Source organism: Pseudenhygromyxa sp. WMMC2535 (assembly GCF_011083025.2).
In genome coordinates this window covers 4,090,756-4,113,382 of sequence record NZ_JABJWV010000001.1, presented here as the reverse complement: position 1 = coordinate 4,113,382, position 22,627 = coordinate 4,090,756, and the positions used below count along the sequence as shown (strand labels likewise).

The following is a 22,627-nucleotide window of genomic DNA, read 5'->3' as shown; positions in this document are numbered from 1 at the left end:
TCAATTCCACGCGCCGAGCCCCGCCTCCCGCCGCGCGCCTCATCCCTCATGGATCGGGCAGCGGGAGCTCGAGATGAAATTTCGTCCCCACCCCGAGCTCGCTCTCGGCCCACAGGTCGCCGCCGTGATCCCTGGCGATCCCGTGGCTGACCGAGAGCCCCAGGCCGGTGCCCTGGTCGCGGCCCTTGGTGGTGTAGAAGGGATCGAAGATGTGGGCGTAGACCTCCTCGGGCATGCCCGCGCCGGTGTCGATGACCGAGAGCCTCGCCCAGCGCTTGTCCTCGCGCTCGACGACCCCGCCCTGGATGAGGATGCGCTTGTCGTCGTGGTGCCCCTCCCAGCGCTCGTTGAGGGCGTCGCGGGCGTTGGTCACCAGGTTCATGAGGATCTGCTGGATCTGCTGGGCGTGGCAGGGCACCCGCGGGAGCTCGTCGGAGACGTCGAGCTCGAGGGAGATCTGATCCTTGCGCAAGGTGCTGTGGATCAGCGAGAGGGTGTTGCCGACGATCTCGGCCAGGGAGGTGGGGGCGCGCTCGGGGGCGGTGTCGCGGCGCGAGAAGGCGAGCAGGTTGCGGACGATGGTCGCCACGCGCTCGGCCTCGTTGGAGATCTCGCCGGAGAACTCGACCACGAGCTCGGGGTCCTCCTTGCTCAGGCCGAGCAGCTCGGCGTAGTTGAGGATGCCCTGGACGGGGTTGTTGATCTCGTGGGCGACGCCGCTGGCCAGGGTGCCGATCGACTCGAGGCGCTGCTGCTGACGCAGCTGGGCCTCGAGGTCGAGGCGGCGGGCGTCGGCGAGCTTGCGCTCGGTGATCTCGGTGGCGATGATCATCACCCGGCGCGGCTCGTCTTCGATCTCGACCGGGGCGATGTGGGCGTCGTACCAGCGCTGGGCGCCCGCGCGGCCGTTGAGGGCGATCTCGACCTCGCCGCGGCGGCCGTGCTCGAGCGCCGCCTCGAGCACCTGGCGCCAGGGCTCGGCCGAGACCGGCTCGATCGCCGGCGCGCGACCTTGGGTCCAGCCCGGCAGCGGACGATTGACGAAGGTCAGCTCGCCGTTGGTGTCGAGCAGGGCGATCAGGTCCGGGGCGCCGTCGACGAGCGAGCGCCACTGGACCTCGCTGCGCCGCAGCGCGCGGTAGAGGTTGGCGTTGTCGATCGCCCCGCTGGTCTGGGCCGCGACCAGGGTCAGCAGCTGGAACTGGGCCTCGCCAAAGCATGACGCGCGCTGGCGGTTCTCGAGCACGAGCGCGCCCAGGCGGCGCTGGGCCTTGCCCAGGGGCATGCACAGCAGCGAGCGCACCCCCGTGCGGTCCACGTAGGCGTCGCGGGCGAAGCGAGTGTCGACGCGGGCGTCCTCGATGACCAGGGTCTTGCCCGTGCGCAGCATGTGGTTGACGAAGGTCAGGGGCACCAGGGCCGCGGCCGAGGTCAGCTCGAGGGGCGGCGAGAGCACCTGGACGCGGCGGGCCACGCCGCCGAGGGCGACGAGCTCGAGGCCCGCGTCGGACTCGAGCAGCAGCGCGCCGCGGTCGGCCCCGGTGTTGGCCATCGCGACCTCGAGGGCCTTGCTGACCACGGCGTCGAGGTCGAGCTCCTCGGACACGGCCGCGAGCGCCGTGGTCACGGCGTCGAGGTCGATGGTCGCCCGCGACAGCCCCAGGTTGCTGTGCCCGTCGATCGGCTCGAAGGAGATCTCCATCTCGCGCTCGATCAGGTACTGCTTGGCGCGGGCGCCCCAGCGCTGATACAGGCCCCAGGCCTCGCGCAGCGGGCCGTTGGCCGCCGTCCGCAGCCCGCGGGCCTGCATGTGCGCGGCCATGCGCTCGCAGGCCAGGGCCGCGACGTAGTAGCAGCCGCGCGGCTCGGCCTCGGTCCGCGCGGCCTCGAAGGCGTCGAAGCCCGCGACGTAGTCACCGCGCAGCATCTCGCGCTCGGCGAGGACGAGCAGGCGCAGGTGCTCGAAGTTCTCGGCGCAGGCCTCGGTCCAGCGCGTGAGCATGGCCAAGCTGCGATCCACGATCCGCTCGAGCCTGCGGCGCTCGGGCTCGGCCGCCGTGGGGTGGACGGAGGCGGCCGCGAGCGCGTGGATCAGCGCCGTGCGCGGGACCGAGGACGAGCCCATCATCCCGCGCGGGTAGTCGGCGATCTCGTCGATGATCTCGAGGGCCTGCTCGGGCTCACCCATGATCATGTGAAAGAAGGCGCGGCTCGTGCTGCTCGAGTAGCGCCACAGCTTGGGGCCCTCGGCGTAGCGCAGCGGGTCCACGGGCATGACCCTGGGCGCCCCCCCGCGGGCCTCGAGCGCGCCCAGGCCCGCGTCGATGTCACCGACCAGGGCCGCGGCCAGGCTGCCGTAGATCCGCATGACCGCCCGCGAGCCCTTGGACGCCCAGCTGCCGATGTCACGCTCGTGCTCGCGGCTGAGCTCGATCAGCTGGCGCAGATCCGTGCCCAGGTCGAAGCGCAAGCTGACGCCCACCCCGGCGAGGTAGCCGGCGAGCTCGAAGTCGCCGAGCTCGAGGGTGCGCTGGTAGGTCACCTCGACCTCCTGGGCGACCCTGGCCAGCGACCGCCCCATCTGCCAGATGAAGGCGATCGCCGCGACCTCGGTCCGCGCCTGATAGACCGGGCGCTCGCTGCCGAGCACGAGCGCGGCGTCGATCAGGGCGCAGCCCGCCTGCGGGCGACGCAGCGCCGCGCAGACCATCATCGCCAGGGTCGCCAGGGCCAGCGGCGCCGTGGGGTGGCGGCCGTGGGCGAGCATCAGCTTGATGTGCGTCGCCCCGAGCATCAGCATCAGGCGCACGTCGATGGAGAAGGCCGGGAGCACGAGCGTGGCGATGATCTCCATGGCCGCGACCACCTCGGGCTCGCTCGCGGGCTCGAGGGCGAGCAGCGCGTCGAGGTCTCGCCGACGCATGCGCAGCCACGCGAAGAACATCGCCGCGCCCGCGCGCAGGTTCCCCGGCGACTCCGGGATCCCGTAGCCGCAGCGCTCGAGCGCCCACAGCCCGAGGGTCACCGCCTCCTGCGGGCGATCTTCGAGGTTGAGCAGGCGGACGCGCCGCGCCACGACCGTGCCAAAGGCCTGCCAGTCCAGCTCGCGCTCGAGCAGCTGCTCGAACACGTGATCCGCCTGGGGGCCGCGGCCCGCCAAGGTCAGCGCCTGCGCCCGGGCAAACTCCACGCCCACGCCCAGCTGCTCGAGCGCCGGCTTGCGCTCGCCCCCTCGCCGCGTGTGCCTGTCGAGCAGCGCCGCGCCCAGGCCCAGGTAGCGCAGCGCCGGCACATAGGAGGCCATCTCGAGCGCCCGCTCGCCCGCGTGGAGGTTGAGCTCGACGAGCGCCGCGATGCCCTCGTCGTCGAGGTCGAGGCTCACGTCGATGCCGGCGTCGATGTGATCGATGACCTCGAAGCGATAGTCGAGCCCGGCCCGCGCTCGCCCAGCCTCGCCCAGGCGGCGATGAATCTCGCGGCGCCTGGCCGTGCGCGCGTCGGCGTAGATCACCTCGCGCACGAGCTCGTCGCGCAGGTAGATCCCGAGCACGTCTCCGTTCAGCTCGCCGATGATGTAGAGCCGCTCGAGGTGCTCGATCAGCTGGTCGAGGGCGAGCCCGCAGGCCTCGGAGAGCTCCTCGAGCGAGAAGTGCCGAGGCATGCACGCCGCGCCCAGGAGCAGCGCGCGCTCGCCCTCCCCGAGCAGCGCGAGGCGCTCGCGGACCATGCTCTTGACGCCCGCCGGCAGCTCGGCGGCGGCGCCCTCGAGCTCGTCCATGGACCAGCGCTCGCCGCTGCCGCGCGAGAGCCTGTCGTGGATCAGCAAGTAGCGCACGCTCTCGAGCACGAAGCGCGGGTTGTTTCCGGTGTGGCGGATGATCGTCCGCGAGAACCCGTCCTCGACCTGGCCGAGCATGTCGGCGAGCAGCTGGGTCACGCCGGTGTCGCTGAGCGGGCCGAGCTCGAGGTGGCGGCCTCGCAGCGAGCGATCGCGCAGCTTGGCGCTCAGGTAGAGCAGCGGGTGCCCGTCGTAGATCTCCATGGGCTGGTAGCAGCCGACCACCAGCAGCGAGCCCAGGCTCCCGCCCTCGAACAGCGCCTTGAGCAGATCGAGGCTCCCGTCGTCGACGCCGTGCAGCCCGTCGAGCACCAGGACCACCGGGGTCTCGGCGGCGAGCCCGGCGAGCAGGCGCGAGAACGCCAGGCGCAGGCGGTTGCGCGACTCGCTGGGCTCGAGCGGAGGCACCGGCGCGTGCTCGTCCCCGAGCAGCGCGGCGAGCTTTGGCAGCAGCGGCGTCAGCACCGAGACGAGCGCCCCGAGCTGCCCCCGCAGCCGCGCTCGCCAGCGCTTGCGCAGGCCGACGCTGGCGCTGAGCAGCTGCTCGCAGACCCCGTCGAGGGCGTGCAACCACACGCCATAGGGCACCGCCGGGCGCTGGCCGTCGACCTGGCCGCGCCCGAACAGGCCGCGGCTCGCGTGGGTCAGCTCAGCGAGCTCGGCGCACAGCGCCGACTTCCCGACCCCCGCCTCCCCCGAGACCAGGACCAGCCGCGCCTTGTCACCGCTCGCGCTGCGCTCGAGCTCCCCCGCGAGCAGCGCGCGCTCACGATCGCGCCCGCGCAAGACCATCCGCCCCGCGATCGTCGCCCACAGCGCGGGCCCGTCCTCACCTCGAAGTCGGCGATCTCCCTGGGCGAGGACGAAGCCGTCCTCGTTCTCGTCCTCGTCGAGCAGCTGCTTGATGCGCAGCAGGTCCTCGACCAGCGAGTCCGCGCGCTGGTAGCGACGCTCGGGCTGCTTCTCGAGCAGCTTGAGGATCAGTCGCGAGAGCACCTCGGGGATCTCCGGTCGCTGCGCGCTCGGGGAGCTCGGGACGTCGGCGAGCAGCGCGGCGAGCAGCTCGTCGGCGTCCTCGTGGGCGAAGGGCACCGCGCCCGTGAGCAGCTCGTAGAAGATCGCCCCCAGCGAGTAGAGGTCGCTGCGCGGGTCCACGGGGCGCAGCGACCAGCCGCTCTGCTCCGGGGCCAGGTAGGGCACGACCACCTCGCGCTCGCGCGCGTCGTCGAGGTTGGGCCGGCGACGCTCGAAGGCCGCGAGCAGCCCAAAGTCGGTGAGGAAGAGCTTCCCGCAGTCGGCCGTGATCCACACGCTGCACGGGCGCAGGGCACGATGCACGATCCCCTTGCCGTGGAGGATCACGAGCAGCTCGGCGAGCTGTCGGGCGATCGGCAAGAAGGTGTCGACGGCCAGGGGCACGCGACCACGGAACTCGGTCAGCGTGAGCCCGGGGACGCGCTCGCGGACCAGCGCCACCCCCTGCTCGCCAGCTTGCTCGATCGCCTGGAGCTCGGGGATCACGAAGCAGGGCTCAGCGATCGCGCGCAGCTTCTCGAGCTCGAGCTCGAGCAGCTTGCCCTCGACCTCGCTCATCCCCTCGATGATCTTGACGACGACCTCGCGCCCGTCGTCGCCTTGCGCTTCGTAGACGCGCGCGCGATCCCCCGAGGCACGCAGGAGCCTCGAGTTCGAATATCCAGTGATCGGCACGCCCATCGGCAACGGGCCTCGCGCGCGAGGCCACCCGATCACTATTTTGTCGTCGCACGAATCGAACCGCCACCACGAGCGCACATCAGCACCACGTAGCGGCCTCTACCTAGCCACTCCTAGCCCCCCCGTGGCGACTTCCCCGCGAGTGACCCCTCCCCCGCGATGCCGACGACCTACCCGCCCAGCCTGGGCTCAACCCTGAGCGAGAGCAAAGCCAATCGCCTCTTCGCGACTGGCAAAGACCTCACTGGGGAGATCGTGAGCCTGGTTGGTGCGAGCGAAGAAGCGCCGACGGTGTTCGTTGGAGCTCCAGCGCACGACCACCGAGAAGGCCCGGGTGATCAGCTTGTCGACCATCTCGACATAGCGCCGCTCGAGCTTGGGCGCCACCCACAGGTTGTCCACGCCCACCACCAGGGGCACTTTTCCCCGGCCCTCGTTGAGCGCCGCGATCCGCCGCTCGAGCTGCGCCTCCCAGGCCAACATGCTGGCCTCGTCCTCGATGCGCGTCTCCTGCGGATACTCCAGCAGGGCGACCCCTCGGTCGTCCCAGCTGAGCTGAAGCTCCAGCGTGCTCGTCCCCAGCTCCCGCTCGAACTCGCGCCGAGCGTCCTCGCTCACCGCAGCCGGCAGCACGTGGGCCCCGTTCACGTCGCGCTCGATCGTCTGCGCACGAACGACCGCCTCACGAGCGATCCGCCCATAGTAGTGCGGGAAGAGCCCCTTGCGGCGCGCCCCCTGATCCTCGTGGATCGAGTGCTCGAAGTAGAGCCCCTGCTTGGACAGGCGCCCCGAGTCGATGGTCAGCAAGACCAGGTCGGAGATCCCCGTGAAGTATCGGCCCAGGGTCTGGGCGACTTGTCCCGCCAACGACAGGTGGACGAAGCCATCCCGCTCGTCGAGAGCCGACAGCGGCAGCGTGCCCTCGGCGCACGCCTGACCCCAGTCTTCAACGGTGCAGATTCTGTAGAGTAGCTCGGTCACGACACAAAAATGCACGCCCAGTGGCGCGTAAAAGGGCCTGTGGCTACGAAGATGCGTCATCTTTGCTCCGAGCGCCACCGCCGACCCCCTCCAGGGTCCGGCAGTTCGTGCGACCTCGATACCCCTGTTGTGCTGCGCACAGGTGCCCGATCCGCGTCACGCCGGTGAAGAATCCACGCCAAACGAGACACAGCCCGCGCGCTTCGCCCTCGCGCCTCCCTCCCACTCGCCCAAAAACGACACCCGGCCCCCCACCTCGTGCCCCCGCCCCTGTCGAAAGCTCGACCCTCCAGTCCAGGCCCCTCTCGCCCGCCAGCCCTCCCGAAGATCACTCCACCAAAAGCGCGGCCTCGAACACCCCGACGAGCGCCCCCAAGACCTCGTCGCCCTCGAACACCCCCGGCTCCGCGCTGATACACCCCGGCGGAATCTCCAAGCGCACGCCACCTCGCCCGTCGCGAGCCGCGACCTCTCCCCAAAACCCCGGGAGCTGATCCTCGAAGGCCTTGCGCACCCGCCCGAGCGCCTGACGGTGTCCGCTGTCCAAGCCCGGCACCTCTCGCAGCACCATGAACTCCCCCGGGCGCTGGCGGGCGTGGGCGCAAAGGTGGGCGAAGAGCCGAAACTGCTGGCGCGCGAGGTCGACTCGCTGCCCGTCGATCTGCAGCTGACTGCGCCGACGATGCTCGCGGCCGATCAGCCGGACCTGCGGTCCCCCGTCCTCGCGCCCAGCAAAGGCCTCCCCCGACGCCGCCCCTTTCTTGGTCGCCCTCGCCGGCTCGCGCTCGCGTCGACGCGCCCCCTGCAGGCGCTGCAACAAGCGCTGGACCCGAGGCGCCGGCCACTCCGACTCGCGGTCGTAGGGCTTCTTCAAGAAGTCGTCCGCCCCGGCTCGAAAGGCCCGCCGACACAGCTCGTGATCCCGACCGAGCTGCGTCGTGGCGATCAGCCCGGGCCGCCGCGCCGACGGCAGCTTGGCCGCGTGGCTGATCAGGTTGAGCCCGCGCTCGACCCGGGGCGCTCGCCCGGCGTCCCAGGGGATCTGCAGATCCACGAGGGCGTAGTCGAAGAGCGTATCCGAGAGCCGCTGCTCGGCCTCGCGCTGCGAGGTCGCCAGCGTGATCTCATGCCCCAGGGACTCGAGGGTCTCGGCTGTCAGCTCGCGCTGCGAGCGATCACAGTCGACGATCAAGGCGAGCGGTCGGAGGCTGGTGGTGGTCATGGCAAAGCTCGGCTGACGGTTGGGAGCGCCGGCGGCGGCCCGCTCCAGGGCCGTCCCGAAGATGATCAGCCAGGAGGTTTGTGTGCCATCCCCGGCCGCCCTCGTCATCCTGGACCGGGGGTCGGCTCGACCGACGATGGGGATCCAGACGCCCCGCGCTCGCCCGCGCTCGCCCGCGTCGAGCACGGACATCGCCCACAAAACGACGTGCTCGCCTCGCGCCGGTCTCGCCCCTCGGGCTCGCCTCGAGTACCGGCCCGAGCGCTCGACGACCCCGATCCCCGACCGACGTCGGGGTCCTCCAGCTGGTGGCCCGGGGCCCGACCCTCGGGACGTCGGGCACGCTCCGAGGCGAGATCGCTCAGCTCGCGCTCGGTCTTCGAACCCGCCGCTCAGCCTGGACGTCTCGCCAGCGCGGCGAGGCGCTCAAAGCTCGCAGACGCTGAGCTCATCGATGAGGCCGACGTTCACCGGCGCCGTCCTGCGCGCCTCGAAGCGCTGGCCACAGCGCGCCTCGACGATCTCGCCCGTGTCCACCGAGAGCACCATGCCACCGCCGAAGGCGGTCGACACCGCCACGCGGCCGCCCTCGTCGGACCAGGCGATGCTCGTGACCGTGGCGGGGACCGGCCTGGCCCAGCGCAGCTCGTCTTTGCCGAGGTCGTAGACGCTGAGCACGGCGCCGCTGCTGCGCTGCAAGACCACCGCCACGCGCTCGCCCCTGGGATCGGGCGAGAGCTTGATGACCGAGCCTGTGCCCAGCGAGAGCGCGCGGTCCTCCTCGCCGTCGATGATCTCCAGCGTCGCCTCTCCCCCCGAGCTCGACCCCCACAACAGCCGGCCCGAGGCGTCCACGGCCATCATCCCGATCCGGCTGACGTCGACCATGGCGCGCTCGACCTCCCCCCCCGCGAGCGCATCGACGCCAGCGCGGAGGTGCTCGAGGTCGAAGCTGTGCAGCCCCCAGCTTGCCCGCGTATAGGTCCAGACCCCCCAGCGCTCGAGCGGCTGCCCGCGCGGGGCGAGCACGCCCGCCATGCTGTCCCTGTCCTCGACCAGGAAGCGCCGGCCAAAGCTCTGGGCGTGGACCTCGATCAGCACGGGGTTCGTCCACATGCCCGAGCGCACGAGCAGCACCCCGCCCTCGGGCCCCATGACCATCTCGGCGCTCACGACGTTGGTCCCGAGGTCGACGGCGTCGAGCACCTCTCCGCTGGCCCAGCGCAGGAGCTTGACCGCGCCTCCCCAGTCGACGAAGAGCAAGGTCTCGTCGTCGATGAAGTCGACGAAGATCGCGTTGAAGAGCTCCACATCCGGGACCTCGAACAGCTCCCCCGCGCCCTCGAGGTCATCGACCAGCACGCGATCCCCCGTGGTCCAGGCGACCCGGCGCCCATCCGGCGACAGCCCGGCGCCGTTGAAGGTCGCCTGCCCGTAGCCGAGATAGAGCGACTCGTCGGCCTCGAGCTCGTGGACGACCAGCCAGTTGCTCATCGACACGATCCGGGTCGAGCCGACGGCGTCGGCCACCAGCGGGCTGAGGTTTGGGTTCGAGCGCAGCGGCTCGAGCAGGACGCGGCCGCCCGCGAAGTCGACGATCCGCCCGACCCCCGTGCCGTCGTCGAGCAGCGCCCGGTCGCCGGGCAGCGCCATCACCCGCGGCTGCGCGGGGGAGACCAGGCGCGAGTCGACGCTCCGCCGGCGCCCGGTTTCGAGATCGACCTCGCTCACCACCCAGGCGCCGTCCTTTGCCTGGCGGCCCTCGACGAAGACCAGCCCGCGCCCGTCGGCGGTCAGCGAGGGGTTGTCGCGGGTCGGCGCCATGTCGAAGAGCAGCTTCTCGCGGCCCACCCCGAGCGCGATCGACTCGGGCCCGAGCTCGAGGGGCAGCACCTCCACGACGAAGCGCTCTCGCTGCTCGTCGAACTCGGCGGCGGTCAGCGCGATGACCCGCGCCCCGCTCCCCGACCCACTCTCCGACTCGCCCCCTGCCTCGCTCCCCGGCTCGGGGCCGGCGACCACGCGCAGCTCGGCGGGGCGCAGGCTCGGCTGATCCAGGCGGGCGAGCTCGCGGCCGTCGAGATCGAAGAGCCGGAGCACATGATCCGCGCCGACCCCCAGCAGCCGCTCCCCGCCCGGCAACACGAGCAGGTTCGTCAGCGGCTGCGTGGGCGGCAAGCTGGCCCGCGCGCGCATGCCCCCGTCCGCGTCGACGTCGACCACCCGCGCCCCGCCAGCGGCGTCGACGAGCGCGAGCACCCAGCTCCCCGCGTTGGGGCCGCGGGCCAGGCTCATCGAGCGCGGGTCCCGGATCGGCACGCGCATCGGCTCGCGGGAGCCATCGAGGGCAGCCCACAGGCGCACGCCACCTTTGGCGTCGCAGGTCAGCGCCCCCTGGCCCGAGGGATCGAGCCTGACCATCGCGATCTCCGCGAAGTGAGGCGTGCCCTCGCTGGCGCGATAGACCGGTTCGGACGCCCCTGAGTCAGCAGCTGCCCCGGCCTCTTGCGCGTCGGCCTCGGGGACTCGCGAGCGCTCGCCCTGCGTCGACTTGCACGCGAGGGCGCCCCCGGCCACGGCGATCACGACAGACAGACGAGCGAGGCGGGTCAAAAAGCGCATGCGAGGTTCTCTCCAACCAGGCAGCTCAGAGGCTCTCGAGGTAGGCGATCAGGTCATCGACCTGGCCGACGCTCAGGTGCGCCGTCGAGCCCATGTCGTGCACGCTGCCCTTGTCGGTCAGCAGCGCCCGCAAGGTCCGCGCCGAGCCGTCGTGATAGTAGGGCGCGCTGTGGGCCAGGCCGATCAGCGAGGGCGTGTCCACGGCCCCGATGTTGGTGTCGAGATCGTACTGGTTGCCGTCGGCCAGGCGCGGGCCGTCGTGGCAGGCCGAGCAGGCCGCGTCGGCGCTCTCGAACACCGCCCGCCCACGCACCACGGCCCCGCTGTCCGTGACGCTGGGCGCCTTGGGCGGGGGCAGGCTGCTCAAGAAGGCCTCGAGGTCGCTGACCTCCTCATGGCTCAGCCCGCTGCCGCCGAGCCGACCCACGGTGTTGGTCAAGCTCGTGCGCAGGTCCGCGTCTTTCCCGTCCCACTTGAAGGGGTGCGCGCCCTGGAGCCGCCCGCCGAGCATCGGGGTCTGGAGGTTGTGGCCCTCGATCCGCCACGACAGCCCGTCGCTGCGCCCCTCCGCGTGACAGCTGGCGCAGGCCATGACCCCGCCCCCCGACAGCCGCGTCTCGCCTCCGCGACGGAACAGCTCGGCGCCGCGCTGGGCGGCCTGCGAGCGCGCGCTCGCGGTCAGGGCCGGGCCGACCGTGGTCTTGGCCACGCCGCGCTCGCCCATGCTCGCCAGGTCGTGGCGCACGAGGTTGCGGCCGAGCTCGCAGTGCACCCACAGCCCCTCGGCGTCCACGGCCAGACCGTCGACGCCGCAGCTGTGCCCGGGGTTCGCCCAGGTGCTCCAGGCCATGTGCGCCGTGCTGCGCGAGACCTCGGCCACCGCCATGATGCGGTCGTCCCCGTAGCCCGCGAGGTAGAGCGTGTCGCTGGCCGCGTCGTAGGCCAAGGCGCGCGGCTGGTGCACGCCGATCGTCGCAAACACCACCGCCGGCGCGACGCTGTGCTCGCTGTCGACCATCGCCAGGCGATGGATGATCGAGGGCAAGAACCCGCCTCCGCCGTAGGTGCCCTCGTCCTCCCTGCCGGCGTTGGCCATGTGCGGCGCGCTGAGCTGGTGGGGCGCCACGATCAGCCCGTCGCCGACGAAGCCCACCACGTAGGTGTTGCGCGCGAACCCGCGGCCGATGTCCTGCACGTCCGCGAGCGAGGGCTTGCCCTGATTGAAGCGCTGGTTGGACAGCGAGTTATTGGTGTTGAACTGCTGCGGCCCCGAGAAGGCGTCTGCCACGGTGTTGCCCCGAGCGATCGTCCTGCCCGGGTCGAGGGCGATGTAGCTGACGCTGGGGCTGAGCCCGTCGAGCTCGACGCTGGCGAGGGCGCCCATGGACAAGAAGCCGACGACGGCCCGCTTGCCGTCGGCCGAGACCGCGACGCCGCGTGGCTCCGGGGCCAGCTCGACCGCCCAGCGCTGCGCCATGGTCTGGGTGTCGAGCGCGACGAGCTCGTGGTTGGCGACCGAGGTCACGTAGAGGGTGGCCCCGTCGGGGCTCAGCGCGAGACCGTGGGGCTCGCGGATCTGCGCGCCCGAGAGCACCTCCAGCCCGCGCCCGCCGGCGTCCCCGGGGGCGATCATCACCACGCGGTCGTCGGCCCGATCCGCCAAGAACACCGCCCCGCTCGCGCCATCGCGGACGAGCTCGCCAGCGCCAGGCGAGAAAGCCAGGCTCGCGACCGCGCGGCCGGAGGCGTCGCTGCGGACCAGCGCGCCGCTGTCACGATCGATGCTCAGCGCGCCCTCGCCATCGGCGATCACCGTGCCGCCGTGGCTGCCGACGTGAGGCAGCACCGTCGGCGCCGACACATCGCCGAGCGGGGCCCCCTCGAAGGCGAAGTCCGGCGTCGCCGCGACCTGCGGGCCGAACTCGTGGGTGTCCTCCATCATCAGCTTGCGGCCAGCGGCGTCGTCGGCCGCCGCCAGGCCCAGGCCCAGCACGGCCGCGCTCAGCAAGGACCAGGTCATCCCGGGCTTGGCGGTCATCGGGGACCAATGACGCCCGAGCGGCTGGAATGTTTTCGGCCAAGGTCAAAAAAAGTTGGCACCCGAGCCCACCCCGACCAAGGAGCCCGTGGTGAAAGGCCGCAAAACTCGCTCCGGGTACGGCCCCGAGCGCGAGAGCGCTCGATCGCTAGCCCTCAGCAGCGATGCACCAGACCGCCGCCCCCTCCATGTGAGCAACAGCCAATCGCGTGCTGTCCGAGGAAACCGCGAGTTGCCTGATCTCCGACGGCATGGGGCCGAGCGAGTACAGCTCTCCCCCGCTCTCCATGTTCCACTGGCGCAACGTCCCCTGATCTCCGCCAACGAACAACCGTCCATCTGCGCTCGACGTCATCGCCGTCATTTTTCGCGGGAACTCTCCAAATCTGAAGCTCATCAACAATGCGTGCCCTTCCACGTCCCACAGCCACCCCTCAGTCCAGTCCGCCAGCCCTGCGAGACGTCGACCGTCTCCCGTCACCTCCAAGGTGCTGTACGAACCTAGTGTGCGCGGCAGAGGACTTGAAGGGCCCCAGGCTTGGAGCACCGGCCGCTGACTTCGTTGCTCGTCAGTCATTTGTGCCCGACAAACTCCCTCCTCGCGCCTCGTCAGCAACCGGCGGTCCGGCGCCAGGGACCCTTCAAGTCCTCTGCCGCGCACACTAGTCCAACACCGCTCGGGACCTCCCCAAACAGGACCTCGCCTCCGTCAACATCCCTGAACATCAGCTGACCCGTAGTCTGCGCCACCAACCGGTGCCCACCGGGGAGAAATTTGAAGTCCGCAGATAGTTGAAGAGGCGGCTCGACATCGAACACCGCTCCCAGCTCTCGCCCAGACGGCAGTTCGTAGGCCACCAGCTCCCCTCGGTTTTTTAAGGCTACGAGACGATCCTCGCCATCAGAGATCGCCACCGGCCAAGGGCTTCCATCGTTTGGGACGCTAGCGATCGCCGAGGTCGTCGCCACGTCCCAGATCGTCAGCATCTGGGTCCCGAAGTATTCATCGATCGTTCCTGTAGTCAGAACGTATTGACCGGAACGAGAGACCTGCAGGTTCGTGAGCAACGGATCAGGAAAACCATGGACAACCCGCCCTCGCGACTCTCCCGTATCGATGTCGTAGAAATTGATCGCCTTCTCCTCCGCCAGCAAAAAGGTGTGCCCTCCCACGAAGTTCACCGGCGAGATGAAGCTATCCATGGGATCCGGCAAGGAGGCGAGCAGCTCGAAGCTCCAGCCATCCCAGGCATGCACGGGCTTACGGAGACCCACCGTGACCAGGATCTCCCCATCGGGTGAAAAGCCCACTCCGGTCCGACCCTGACCGTCGAAGTCGAACGCCTTTAGCAGCTCCCCCGCCCGACAGGGCTCATCACTCACCGCCGCCAAGGTCGTGGCCGCGCCTGTCTGGGCTGCGGGGGGAGCGGCCTCACTCACAGCCGCAGTAGCCCCGGGCGTCGCCGCCGGGACTCTCCTACATGCGCCGGTGGCCAGCGCCACGACCAGCAGTCCGATGAGCTGCACACAGCTTCGCATCGACGAGAGTCTACAGCCTCCCCGAGCTCGAGCACGAGACGCGGCGACAAAGGGCGAGCCCCGACTCGCTCGGGCCTTGCCCCCGAGCTCGAGGAGACCCTCGGTGACGCCTCCAGAACATCAAACCGGAAGATTCTCGCGCGACCACCTCGACGCGGGCCCCCGCGCTGATCCACGATCCCCCCATGAGCGGGGACCAAGCAAATAAAGACACCAGCGCCGCCTCCAAGCGCCAGGGCTGGATCGGCAAGCTCGCGGGGCTGCTGATCTTGGTGGCGATCCTCGCCTTCGTGGCCCTGCGCCTGCTGCCCAAGCTGGTCAAGCTCTTCTTGCTCGCTGTCGTCGTGGGCGCGGTGCTCTACCTCGTCCGTGAGGGTCGCCGAGACCCGACCAAGTCCGAGCCCAAGTCCGAGCCCAAGTCCTGACGCGACCGACGCGGCCGCCTCAGCCCTCGCCCGCGGCCTGGCGCTCGCCGTCGTGGGCGGCGTTGAGGCCCAGGCCGCCGGTGAAGCGGCGCGGCTGGTCCCCGTGATGGACGCGGGTGCGCACGACGTTGACCCGCGGCACGCTGCGCATGTCCTCGGCCATGTCGCGGCACCACTGCTCGCTGTGGACCCACAGCTCGGCGTCTTCTTCGAGGGTCTCGCAGTCGGCGTCGGCCCCCCGCGGCTCGGCCTCGCCCTCGTGCTCGGCACACCAGCCGCGGGCCTCGGCCCACTGCTGCGCGTGGGCCTCGAAGCTCACGCACCAGGGCGTGCGTCCGGCCAGCGGATCCGCGATCCCCCCCTCGGTGATCACCATGGTCAACACCGCCTTGGAGCCCTGGGTCTGGAGGGCCTCGTAGGCGACGTCGGACCAGCCCTGAAAGCCCGCGTCGAGGAAGAGGTACTCGCCGACGAGCTGCGTGCCGACCACGGCGATGTTGCGCAGCGCCATGCCCCCGGCGCTGTGGCCCTCGGCGAGCACCGGCGTGCGGATCTTGCTGGGGTGCGCGCCGAGGCTGTCGACGAGGACCTCGACGACCTCGGCGTGCAGGCGGTCGAAGCTGTCGCGGAAGTCCGGCGGCTGGGCGGGGTCCATCCACATCCGGTCGTAGGCCGCGTTGTGCCAGCCGCGGTGCCACGGCTCGATGCGCTTGCCGGCCGAGAAAGGGTAGATCAGCGCGACGTTGTGGTCGCGCTCGGCCTGGAGCTGCGCGGCCGCGGCCATGGTCTGCTCGAGGCGGTCCCAGCCGACCCACTTCTTCTTGGCCAGGCCCTCGCGCTTGGCCTCGACGTGCTCGCTGTAGGTTCCGTGAAAGTGATAGATGAGCTCGAAGGGCGCGGCGTCGTCGGCCCCCGGGGGGATGTAGATCAGCACGTCGCGGCCGCCGTTGCCCTCGAGCTTGCCCACCCACAGCGCCCCGGGCTGCGCCACGGCCTGGCTAAATTCGAGCAAGCCCGGCTGCGCGTCGGCGGCCAGGAAGCGGCCCGTGACGAGCTGCGAGTCGACCTCGGGCGGAGGCTCGGGCTGCTCGGGCTCGGGCTGCGCTACCGCGGGCTCCGGCTCCGGCTCCTCGAACTGGGCGTCCGCAGCTCGAGCCTCGCCAGCGCCCGCCTCGCCCTCGCCGGTCTTCGTCTTCGCCGGTCCGGCGTCCGGCGCGTCCGTCGAGCTCAGGCTCGGCCCCGGCGCGGACTCCCGCCCGCCCTGCGCGGGCAAGCAGGCGAAGGCCGCGAGACCGAGCGAGAGCGTGGACGAAAGTGAAACGAGGCGCGCGCGCATGGCCGAGTCCGATTGTGACTCAGCCACGCGGAACCGGCCAGCCTGCTACTCGAGCACGACCACGCCCGCGGGGATGTCCCCGTCGAGCCCGGGCGGCGTCTGCCCCTCGGGGGTCTCGACGTCGCGGATCACCACCCCCGTGAAGCCGGGCATCTCCTCCCCGCTCTTGAACCGGAACTCGTCGATGCGCGCGTGCTCGACCAGCGAGTCGGCGAAGGTCAGGTTGCCGCCGCGCAGGTAGAGGTTGCAGGTGCCCACATCGCAGCTCACCCGGCGGTAGACGTGGGCCGCCCCGAGCACCTCGCCCTCGAAGCTGTCCGCGCTCGAGGTCGTGGTGAAGGAGTTGAAGCTGGTCGCGTTTCCGGCTTGGACCTCGTTGTCGAGCACTTGATAGTGCCACGCCGGCGCGAAGCCGTCGTAGTGCAGGCCTGTCCACGCCGGGAGGTTGAGGGTGTGGCCGTCCATGCCCATGCGGTTGTCGGCGAGGATCGAGTCCATGGTCACGAAGTACTCCTGGAGCAGCGGCTCGTTGTCGAAGTCGTTGTCGACGAAGAGGAAGCGGCCCTGAAAGTTGATCACGCTGACGATCGAGGTCTCGTCGAGGGCGACGTCGAAGGCCCGCTCGATCTCCAGCGTCGACTCGCTCGGCCCGGCGTCGAGCACCAGCCGCCACTGCCCAGCCCCCGCGCCGTCGAGCACCTGGATCATGCAACCCGCCCAGTCGTAATCGAGCGGCTCATCGGTGCTCGGGTGGTACTTCTGCACGGTCGCGCCATCGAGCTCGATGGTGGTCCCCGCGGCGCTGACGACGTGGCCGGTGAAGATCGCGTCGCCGCCGTCGGAGGTCTGGCCGACGTAGGCTTTTTGCGGCTCGTCCGTGTCCCGGCTCGAGTGGTTGCCAACCCACAGCACGTCGCGGGTGTAGGGCCCGCCTTGGTACCAGTCCCCATTAAAAGTGGTGAACCACGCCCCGGGGTTGGGGTTGGGCTCCGTCACCCAGCCGTTGCCCTCCGCCGTGCCCAGCTGGTGGACCTCGTTGTCGTGGACCACGAAGGCGTGCGAGCGCCCCGACATGTGATAGCTGGCCCAGTACCAGTTGAGCGCCGTACCCGTGAGCGCGACGTAGTGCACGCCCTCGCGGGCGAAGAAGCTGATCGCCGCCTCGAGCTCGCAGTCGCTGATCTCGATGTTCGAGGTGTTGCGCAAGAAGAGCGCCATGGCGCCCCACGCCTCGCCGAAGTCGACGGCGATCCGCACGCCGCGGAGCCAGCCTACGGCCCCGGGCTCGGTGGCCTCGCGCGAGACCACGCGGTTTGCGAAGTCGGTCCCCGCCTCGAGGCTCAAGTCTTCCAGGGAGAAGTTCCCGCGGTAGCTCGTGTTGGGGATCGTCGCCCCCCTGACCAAAGACTGCTCGTCCAGCGGCGCGACCGGCCAGCGGATCGTCGTCTGGTCCATGCCCGCGCCCACCAGCAGCGTGTCGTCGGGCAGCTCGAGGGGCGCGCTGAGCTCGTAGCTGCCCGCGGGGATCTCCAAGGTCCCGCCCTCCGCCAGCAGCTCGAGCGCCGCCGCGAAGCGCTCGTCGTCGGTCTCGCCCAGGCTGTCCTCCAAGACCACGGTGGTCTGCGGCCACGCCGGCGCGGCCGCGATCGTCACCGTCTCGATCGGCGCCGAGTCGAAGCTCGCGTAGCGCGACCAGCCGTTGGTGCCCCCGCGACCGTTGTGGACATAAAGCGCGTACTCACCCTCGGGCACGTCCTCGGGCACGTCGAAGACCAGGCCGTAGCCGCCGGTGGTCAGGCGCTCGGCGAGGGGGAGCTCGGCCACCACCTCACCGTCGGCGACCAGGGCCGCGAGGGGATCCAGGCAGCCGCCCGCGTCCAAAGAGGTGCCCGCGACCGTGAACACGCCCCCCGGCGTGGCGCTCTCGCCTCGGTCCCCCCTCACGAACCACACCTCCGGGCGATTGACGAAGATCGCCTCGCTGCTCGCGTCGCCCATGCTCAGCCGCGCCGCGTAGACGCCCTCGCCCCAGTCGGCCGGGACCGTGAAGCTCGCGCTGCGCTCGGTCGCCGTCGGCAGCTCCACGGAGGTCCACGCGGGCACCGGCGCGGCCGCGTCCAGCGGGTCGCCGCGTGGCCAATCCGAGAGCTGGACCAGCGCGGCATCGAGCCCTTCGCCCATGCGCCCGCCCGTGACGATCACCGTGTCGTCGGGCAACACCGGCTGCGAGACCCAGTAGGCCACCGGCCCGCCCTCGCTGCCCTCGCCCAGCTCCGCCGGCGCGTCCTCGGGCACGAAGCAGTCCTCCGGCACGCTCTCGCCGCCATCGTCGGACGAAGTCTCGGTGGCGCTCTCGCCCACGTCGTCGTCGCTGCTCTCCCCCGAAGACGACCCCTCGGCCTCGTCCGCCGAGCTCTCTGCGGTCACGTCGCTCCCCGTGTCCGAGACTGGCGCGTCGTCGCCACCACATGCGGCGAGGGGCAGGGCCAGCGCAAAGATCAATTTCGACTTGGTCATCGCCGCGCACTCTCGCACGAATGCATGTTTGGCATTGCGAGGGAATGCGCGCCATGAACGAACCCATGTTCATCATGTGCAGCGCCGGCTCACCGCCGCTGCGCAATGACCTCGACAATGAAGTGTCACTCGAATGCCGGTGCCTTGCCGGCCTTCGAGGCCGACTCTCAGCTCCCCCAGGGCGTGAGCAGGTCACCGACGGTATCGCGCGTCCAGCGGACCCGCGGCAGCCTGCGCGCGCTCGCGTGGCAGACCAGCCACGAGGTCATCGCCAGGGCGTCGAAGGGCTCGCCCACCCGGGTCAGCTGCGCCTCGTTGTCGCCGGCGTACTGCGGCAGCAAGACCAGGCCGGCGCCGGCGATCGCGGCGGTCATGGTCAGCAAGGAGTGGCTGACCACGAGCGTCGGCGGCTCGCCCTCGGCGGCCGCGATCGTTTTTTTCAGCCAGCGCACGCTGGGCAGCTCGGCGTTGTCGGGGACGATCCACCGGCAGCCGCGAGAGCGCTCGATTGCGTCGAAGGCCTGAGGATTGACTGCTCGCTGGAACCCTGCTCGGGGTCGTGTCGCCTTTCATCATGGGCTGCTAGACTCGACGCCGTGCGGGGCACTCGACACGCGCTCCCGAGCGCCCTCCTGGTCCAGCTCGCCGTCGCCACCAGCGGCTGCGCGGCGCCCCTCCCCGGCGGCCTCGACGACGACGAAGCCGGCCCCACCGAGACCACCCAAGACACCGGCGAGACCAGTGATGCCGGCGAGCCCTTCGACCCCCTGGTCTGCGGTGACTGGGACCCCCCGGCCGCCACGCCAGCCGGCACCCCGCCGAGCGAGCAGGCCTGCGCCGGGGAGCTCTGCCCCGTGTTCACCGAGGTCGGCGAGGCCGCGGGCCTGGGCACGCTACAGTACCGCCAGACCCACCCCGCCAACTACGAGTGCATCTTTCCGCGGCCCTCGGGCGCCTCGCTGAGCCCTTTTTTGGACTGCGAGCCGCAGTGGTTCACCGGCGGCGCCAGCGTCGGCGATCTCGACGGCGACGGCTGGCCCGAGATCTACATGACCCGGCTCGCCGCCCCGGACCACCTCTTCCTCAACCAAGGCGACGGGACCTTCGTCGACGTCGCCGAGCAGGTCGGCCTGGGCGGGTGCAGCTGGACCAACGGGGTCAACTTTGGCGACGTCGACAACGACGGCGACCTCGACCTGTTGCTGACCACGGTCGGCGACTACAGCTACCAGCTGTGGATGAACCAGCTGGTCGAGACCGGCGCGCTCGGCTTCGTCGAAGAGGGTGAGGCCCGCGGCTTCGCCCTGTCCTCGCCGACCATGCACAGCGGCGAGAGCGTGACCTTGGGCGACTACGACCGCGACGGCTGGCTCGACCTCCACGTCAACGAGTGGCTGCGCCTCGAGCAGGCCCCGCAGCCCGGCGATCCCGGGTTCGCGTCGCACCGCGCCCGGCTGCTGCGCAACACCGGCGGCGGCTACTTCCTCGACCGCACCGAGGCCCTCGGCGTCGACCTGTGGGGCGCCGACGTCGACGGGACCTTCGCGTTCTCCTCGACCTTCGCCGACCTCGACGACGACGGCTGGCAGGATCTGGCGATCACCGTGGACTTTCACCGCTCGCGGCTGTTTTGGAACCCCGGCGCCGAGGACCCCGGCGGCCCCTTCATCGACGGCAGCGTCGCGGCCAAGATCAACCGCGAGTCCAACGCCATGGGCTCGAGCTTCGCCGACGTCGACCTCGATGGCGCCTTCGACTGGTTCGTGACCTCGATCGCCGAGTCCCGGCCCTGCGACATCGACGAGCAGCCGCCTTGCTGGGCCGGCTCGGGCAACCGCCTCTACCGCTACTTCGGCGCGCGCGAGTTCCAGCTCTACACCGACCTCGCCGGGGTCCGCGACGCCGCCTGGGCCTGGGGCGCGAGCTTCTTCGACGCCGACAACGACGGCGACCCCGACCTCGCGGTAGCCAACGGCTGGCCGGGCCGCGACATCTCCGGCGGCCTCTACCACGCCGACACGCCCATGCGCCTGTGGCTCAACCAGGGCGTGGGCGTGATGAGCGAGGAGGGCGAGGCCCGCGGCGTCGACGATCGCGGCCAGGGCCGCGGGCTCGTGAGCTTCGACTACGACCGCGACGGCGACCTCGACCTGCTGGTGATCAACCACGCCGGCCAGCCCAGGCTGCTGCGCAACGACGGCGGCAACGCCCTGCCCTGGCTGCAGGTCGAGGTCGAAGGTCAGGTCAGCAACCGCGACGGCCGCGGGGCCAAGATCCGCGTCCAGGTCACGGTAGAGGGCCCGACGCAGATCCGCGAGGTCGGCGTCGGCAGCCACTTCCTCGGCGAGGGCGAGCTCGTGCAACACTTTGGCCTCGGCCCCGACTTCGACCCCGCGCTCGACCGCATCTATCGGGTCGAGGTCGAGTGGCCGGCGAGCGGGGCCGTCCAGGTGTTCGAGCAGATCGAGGCCGGACAGCGCCTGCAGGTGCTCGAGGCTCTCTGAGCCCGCCAGGAAAGGCTAACTAGCCTTCGGCCTTGTAGTCTGCGAGGGCACCGTTGGCGGTCTGCTTCATCTCGTCGTTGAATTTGGCGCCAGCGGCGACGGTCTCGGCCAAGGTGATGAGCTTGGCCATGAAGTCTTTCTTGTCCTCGCGCTGGTCGAGCTCGAGGACGGCGTAGAAGACCGACTCGTGCAAGGTCCCGGCCTTGGCCTGGGCGATCGCTTCGTCGATCAGCCCAGGGAGAACCGCGGCGCAGGTCTTGACCGCGTCGCCCTCACCCGACTCGAAGTGGGCGAGTTCGTAGAGGGTCGAGCTAGCCCATTCGTGGGGGTCGAACTTGGCGTCCTCGGCCGCGGGCGCTTCTTTGCTCAGCACGGTGATGAGCTCGATGCCGGCCGCGCAAGCCTCGGGGTGCATACCTTCGACATCGTACAGGGCGTACGCGGCCTCGGCCCGATTGCGGAGCGAGGGGTTTTGCTTGACGGCCGCGACCAGCAGACCCCAACAAGCCTCGGTCGTGCACGCGCTCGACGGCGGCAGGAGGTGGTCGAAGGCCTCGTCATCCTCGACCTTGACGAGCGCCGCGGTGAGGCCCGCCTGGACGCTGGGGTTGGCGAGCACGCTATCCTCGAGAACACCGAAGCTGCCGGCGATGTTGCGCGAGATCTCCTCGTTGGTCTCGGTCGCCAAGGCGGCGAGGGCCATCGCTAACAGCGCCGGATACGACTGCAAGTCCAAGCTACCGAGCCGGTCGCTGGCGGCCCAGCGGACGACCTCGTTTTGGTCGCCGAGGAAGTTGACGAGGGTTCGGCTGACGGCTTTGTCGTCCTCTTGGGCCGAGACGGCGTCGTAAAACTCGTCGAAGCCGGCGCATTCACCATCGAGGCCGCCCTCGGCCGAGAGCTTGCAGGCCTCGAGACCCGCGACGAGCTCGACGAGGGGCGCGAGGTTGTCGCTCGCGCTGCGGCCACCGGGCGGCGTGACCGAGCCGGCGGCAAGGGCAGCATTCCCGCCGGTCGCGGGCTCGCCGGCCTTGGCCGCGCCTGCTTTGGCATCCGCGTCGGTCTTGGCGTCACCTTCGGCACCGGCATCTTTGGACTTGCACGCCGGCAGCGCGAGCAACGAGAGCGAGATCGACAAACACAGGGTGTGCGACAGATGTTTCATGGTTGGTGTGGTCTCCTCGCGGGCTATAATCGATCATGAAGAAAACACAACTGTGCATTTGTTCCTCTAAAAAAGGTTCCTGTGGAGGCACACAGGGATTTCTTCATCCAAGCCCCAATCGATTCTAGAGCGGCGACCGGCGATGGCGATGGCGATGACGATGACGAGTCGTGGCCGATCATGTGCTCGAGGCTCTCTGAGCGCGCTCGCTCGCCCCCCATTCACCCACGGCGCGAGAGCGTGACCAGGACCCGCGCCGGCTCCACGCACTCCCACTGCTCGACGCCATGGTGACCGCGCCCAAGCCAGTCCAAGGTCCGCGCCTGCGCCCGCGCGGCGCGTGCCGCCGGCGGGGGCTCCAGACCCAGCAGCCGACGCAGCGCCCGGGGCCGCGGCAACGCGAGCTCGACGACCAACGCCCCCGGGCGCAGCCGAGCCAGGAGCGACTCGGGCAGCTCAGGACGCTCGAGGCGAAGGCCGAAGATCAACACGTCGAGCGCATCGAGCTCGGCGAGGGCCGCCGGCTCGTCGGCGTCGAGGCGCGGCCACTCGGCCAGCGTCGCTCGCAGCCGACGTGGCGTCCGGGCAGACGACCACGCCCCCACTCGGCCCTCGGCGAAGCGAGCGGGCAGCCACTCGTGCAGCGGCGGGCAGGGCAGGTGGACGTCCACGGGCCCGAGTGTACGCAAAGCCAACCCCAGCTCGGAGGCCCCCGCGAGCGCCA

Annotated in this window: 13 protein-coding genes; 2 read left to right on the top strand and 11 right to left on the bottom strand. The window is 70.5% G+C overall.

The genetic code is table 11. The features are described from left to right. Positions 1-46: 46 nt before the first annotated feature. The 6 genes from G6O69_RS16180 to G6O69_RS16155 all read right to left on the bottom strand — a co-directional run bounded on the left by G6O69_RS16180 (position 47) and on the right by G6O69_RS16155 (position 13,944). Complete coding sequence (locus G6O69_RS16180) at positions 47-5,548, bottom strand: AAA family ATPase (protein ID WP_176396881.1); 5,502 nt, start codon at positions 5,546-5,548, stop codon at positions 47-49. Between the two features lie 195 nt (positions 5,549-5,743). After that, positions 5,744-6,535, bottom strand: coding sequence for a DUF952 domain-containing protein (locus G6O69_RS16175; protein ID WP_172304397.1), 792 nt, complete (start codon positions 6,533-6,535; stop codon positions 5,744-5,746). A gap of 328 nt (positions 6,536-6,863) precedes the next feature. Then, positions 6,864-7,949 (bottom strand): response regulator, encoded by a 1,086-nt coding sequence (locus G6O69_RS16170; RefSeq protein WP_176396880.1) that lies wholly within the window; start codon positions 7,947-7,949, stop codon positions 6,864-6,866. A 234-nt stretch (positions 7,950-8,183) separates the two neighbouring features. Next, positions 8,184-10,379, bottom strand: coding sequence for a hypothetical protein (locus tag G6O69_RS16165; RefSeq protein WP_172304395.1), 2,196 nt, complete (start codon positions 10,377-10,379; stop codon positions 8,184-8,186). A gap of 25 nt (positions 10,380-10,404) precedes the next feature. After that, on the bottom strand, positions 10,405-12,417 hold the full coding sequence (locus G6O69_RS16160; protein WP_172304394.1) for a c-type cytochrome: 2,013 nt from the start codon (positions 12,415-12,417) through the stop codon (positions 10,405-10,407). A 609-nt stretch (positions 12,418-13,026) separates the two neighbouring features. Next, positions 13,027-13,944, bottom strand: a complete 918-nt coding sequence (locus G6O69_RS16155; protein WP_172304393.1) for a WD40 repeat domain-containing protein — start codon at positions 13,942-13,944, stop codon at positions 13,027-13,029. Positions 13,945-14,141: 197 nt separating this feature from the next. Here G6O69_RS16155 and G6O69_RS16150 point away from each other — a divergent pair, with 197 nt between their 5' ends. Continuing rightward, a complete protein-coding gene (locus G6O69_RS16150) occupies positions 14,142-14,381 on the top strand; it encodes a hypothetical protein (RefSeq protein WP_172304392.1) in 240 nt (79 codons plus the stop codon). A gap of 19 nt (positions 14,382-14,400) precedes the next feature. On the opposite strand, the gene G6O69_RS16145 is transcribed toward G6O69_RS16150, so the two are convergent. From G6O69_RS16145 to G6O69_RS16135, 3 genes are all read right to left on the bottom strand, one after another. Beyond that, positions 14,401-15,744 carry a hypothetical protein gene (locus G6O69_RS16145; RefSeq protein WP_172304391.1) on the bottom strand — a complete coding sequence of 448 codons (1,344 nt, stop codon included), beginning with the start codon at positions 15,742-15,744 and terminating at the stop codon, positions 14,401-14,403. Positions 15,745-15,762: 18 nt separating this feature from the next. Further along, the gene (locus tag G6O69_RS16140) at positions 15,763-18,234 is read right to left on the bottom strand and encodes a hypothetical protein (RefSeq protein ID WP_172304390.1); all 2,472 of its coding nucleotides are present in this window, start codon (positions 18,232-18,234) and stop codon (positions 15,763-15,765) included. A gap of 167 nt (positions 18,235-18,401) precedes the next feature. Continuing rightward, the gene (locus G6O69_RS16135) at positions 18,402-18,686 is read right to left on the bottom strand and encodes a LysR substrate-binding domain-containing protein (protein ID WP_346017053.1); all 285 of its coding nucleotides are present in this window, start codon (positions 18,684-18,686) and stop codon (positions 18,402-18,404) included. A gap of 144 nt (positions 18,687-18,830) precedes the next feature. Between G6O69_RS16135 and G6O69_RS16130 the strand changes: the two genes are divergently transcribed. Then, positions 18,831-20,738 carry a CRTAC1 family protein gene (locus tag G6O69_RS16130; protein WP_172304389.1) on the top strand — a complete coding sequence of 636 codons (1,908 nt, stop codon included), beginning with the start codon at positions 18,831-18,833 and terminating at the stop codon, positions 20,736-20,738. A 19-nt stretch (positions 20,739-20,757) separates the two neighbouring features. On the opposite strand, the gene G6O69_RS16125 is transcribed toward G6O69_RS16130, so the two are convergent. Both G6O69_RS16125 and G6O69_RS16120 read right to left on the bottom strand, forming a co-directional pair. Next, positions 20,758-21,903, bottom strand: a complete 1,146-nt coding sequence (locus tag G6O69_RS16125) for a hypothetical protein (protein WP_172304388.1) — start codon at positions 21,901-21,903, stop codon at positions 20,758-20,760. Between the two features lie 221 nt (positions 21,904-22,124). Beyond that, on the bottom strand, positions 22,125-22,574 hold the full coding sequence (locus G6O69_RS16120; RefSeq protein ID WP_172304387.1) for a hypothetical protein: 450 nt from the start codon (positions 22,572-22,574) through the stop codon (positions 22,125-22,127). Positions 22,575-22,627 lie beyond the last annotated feature (53 nt).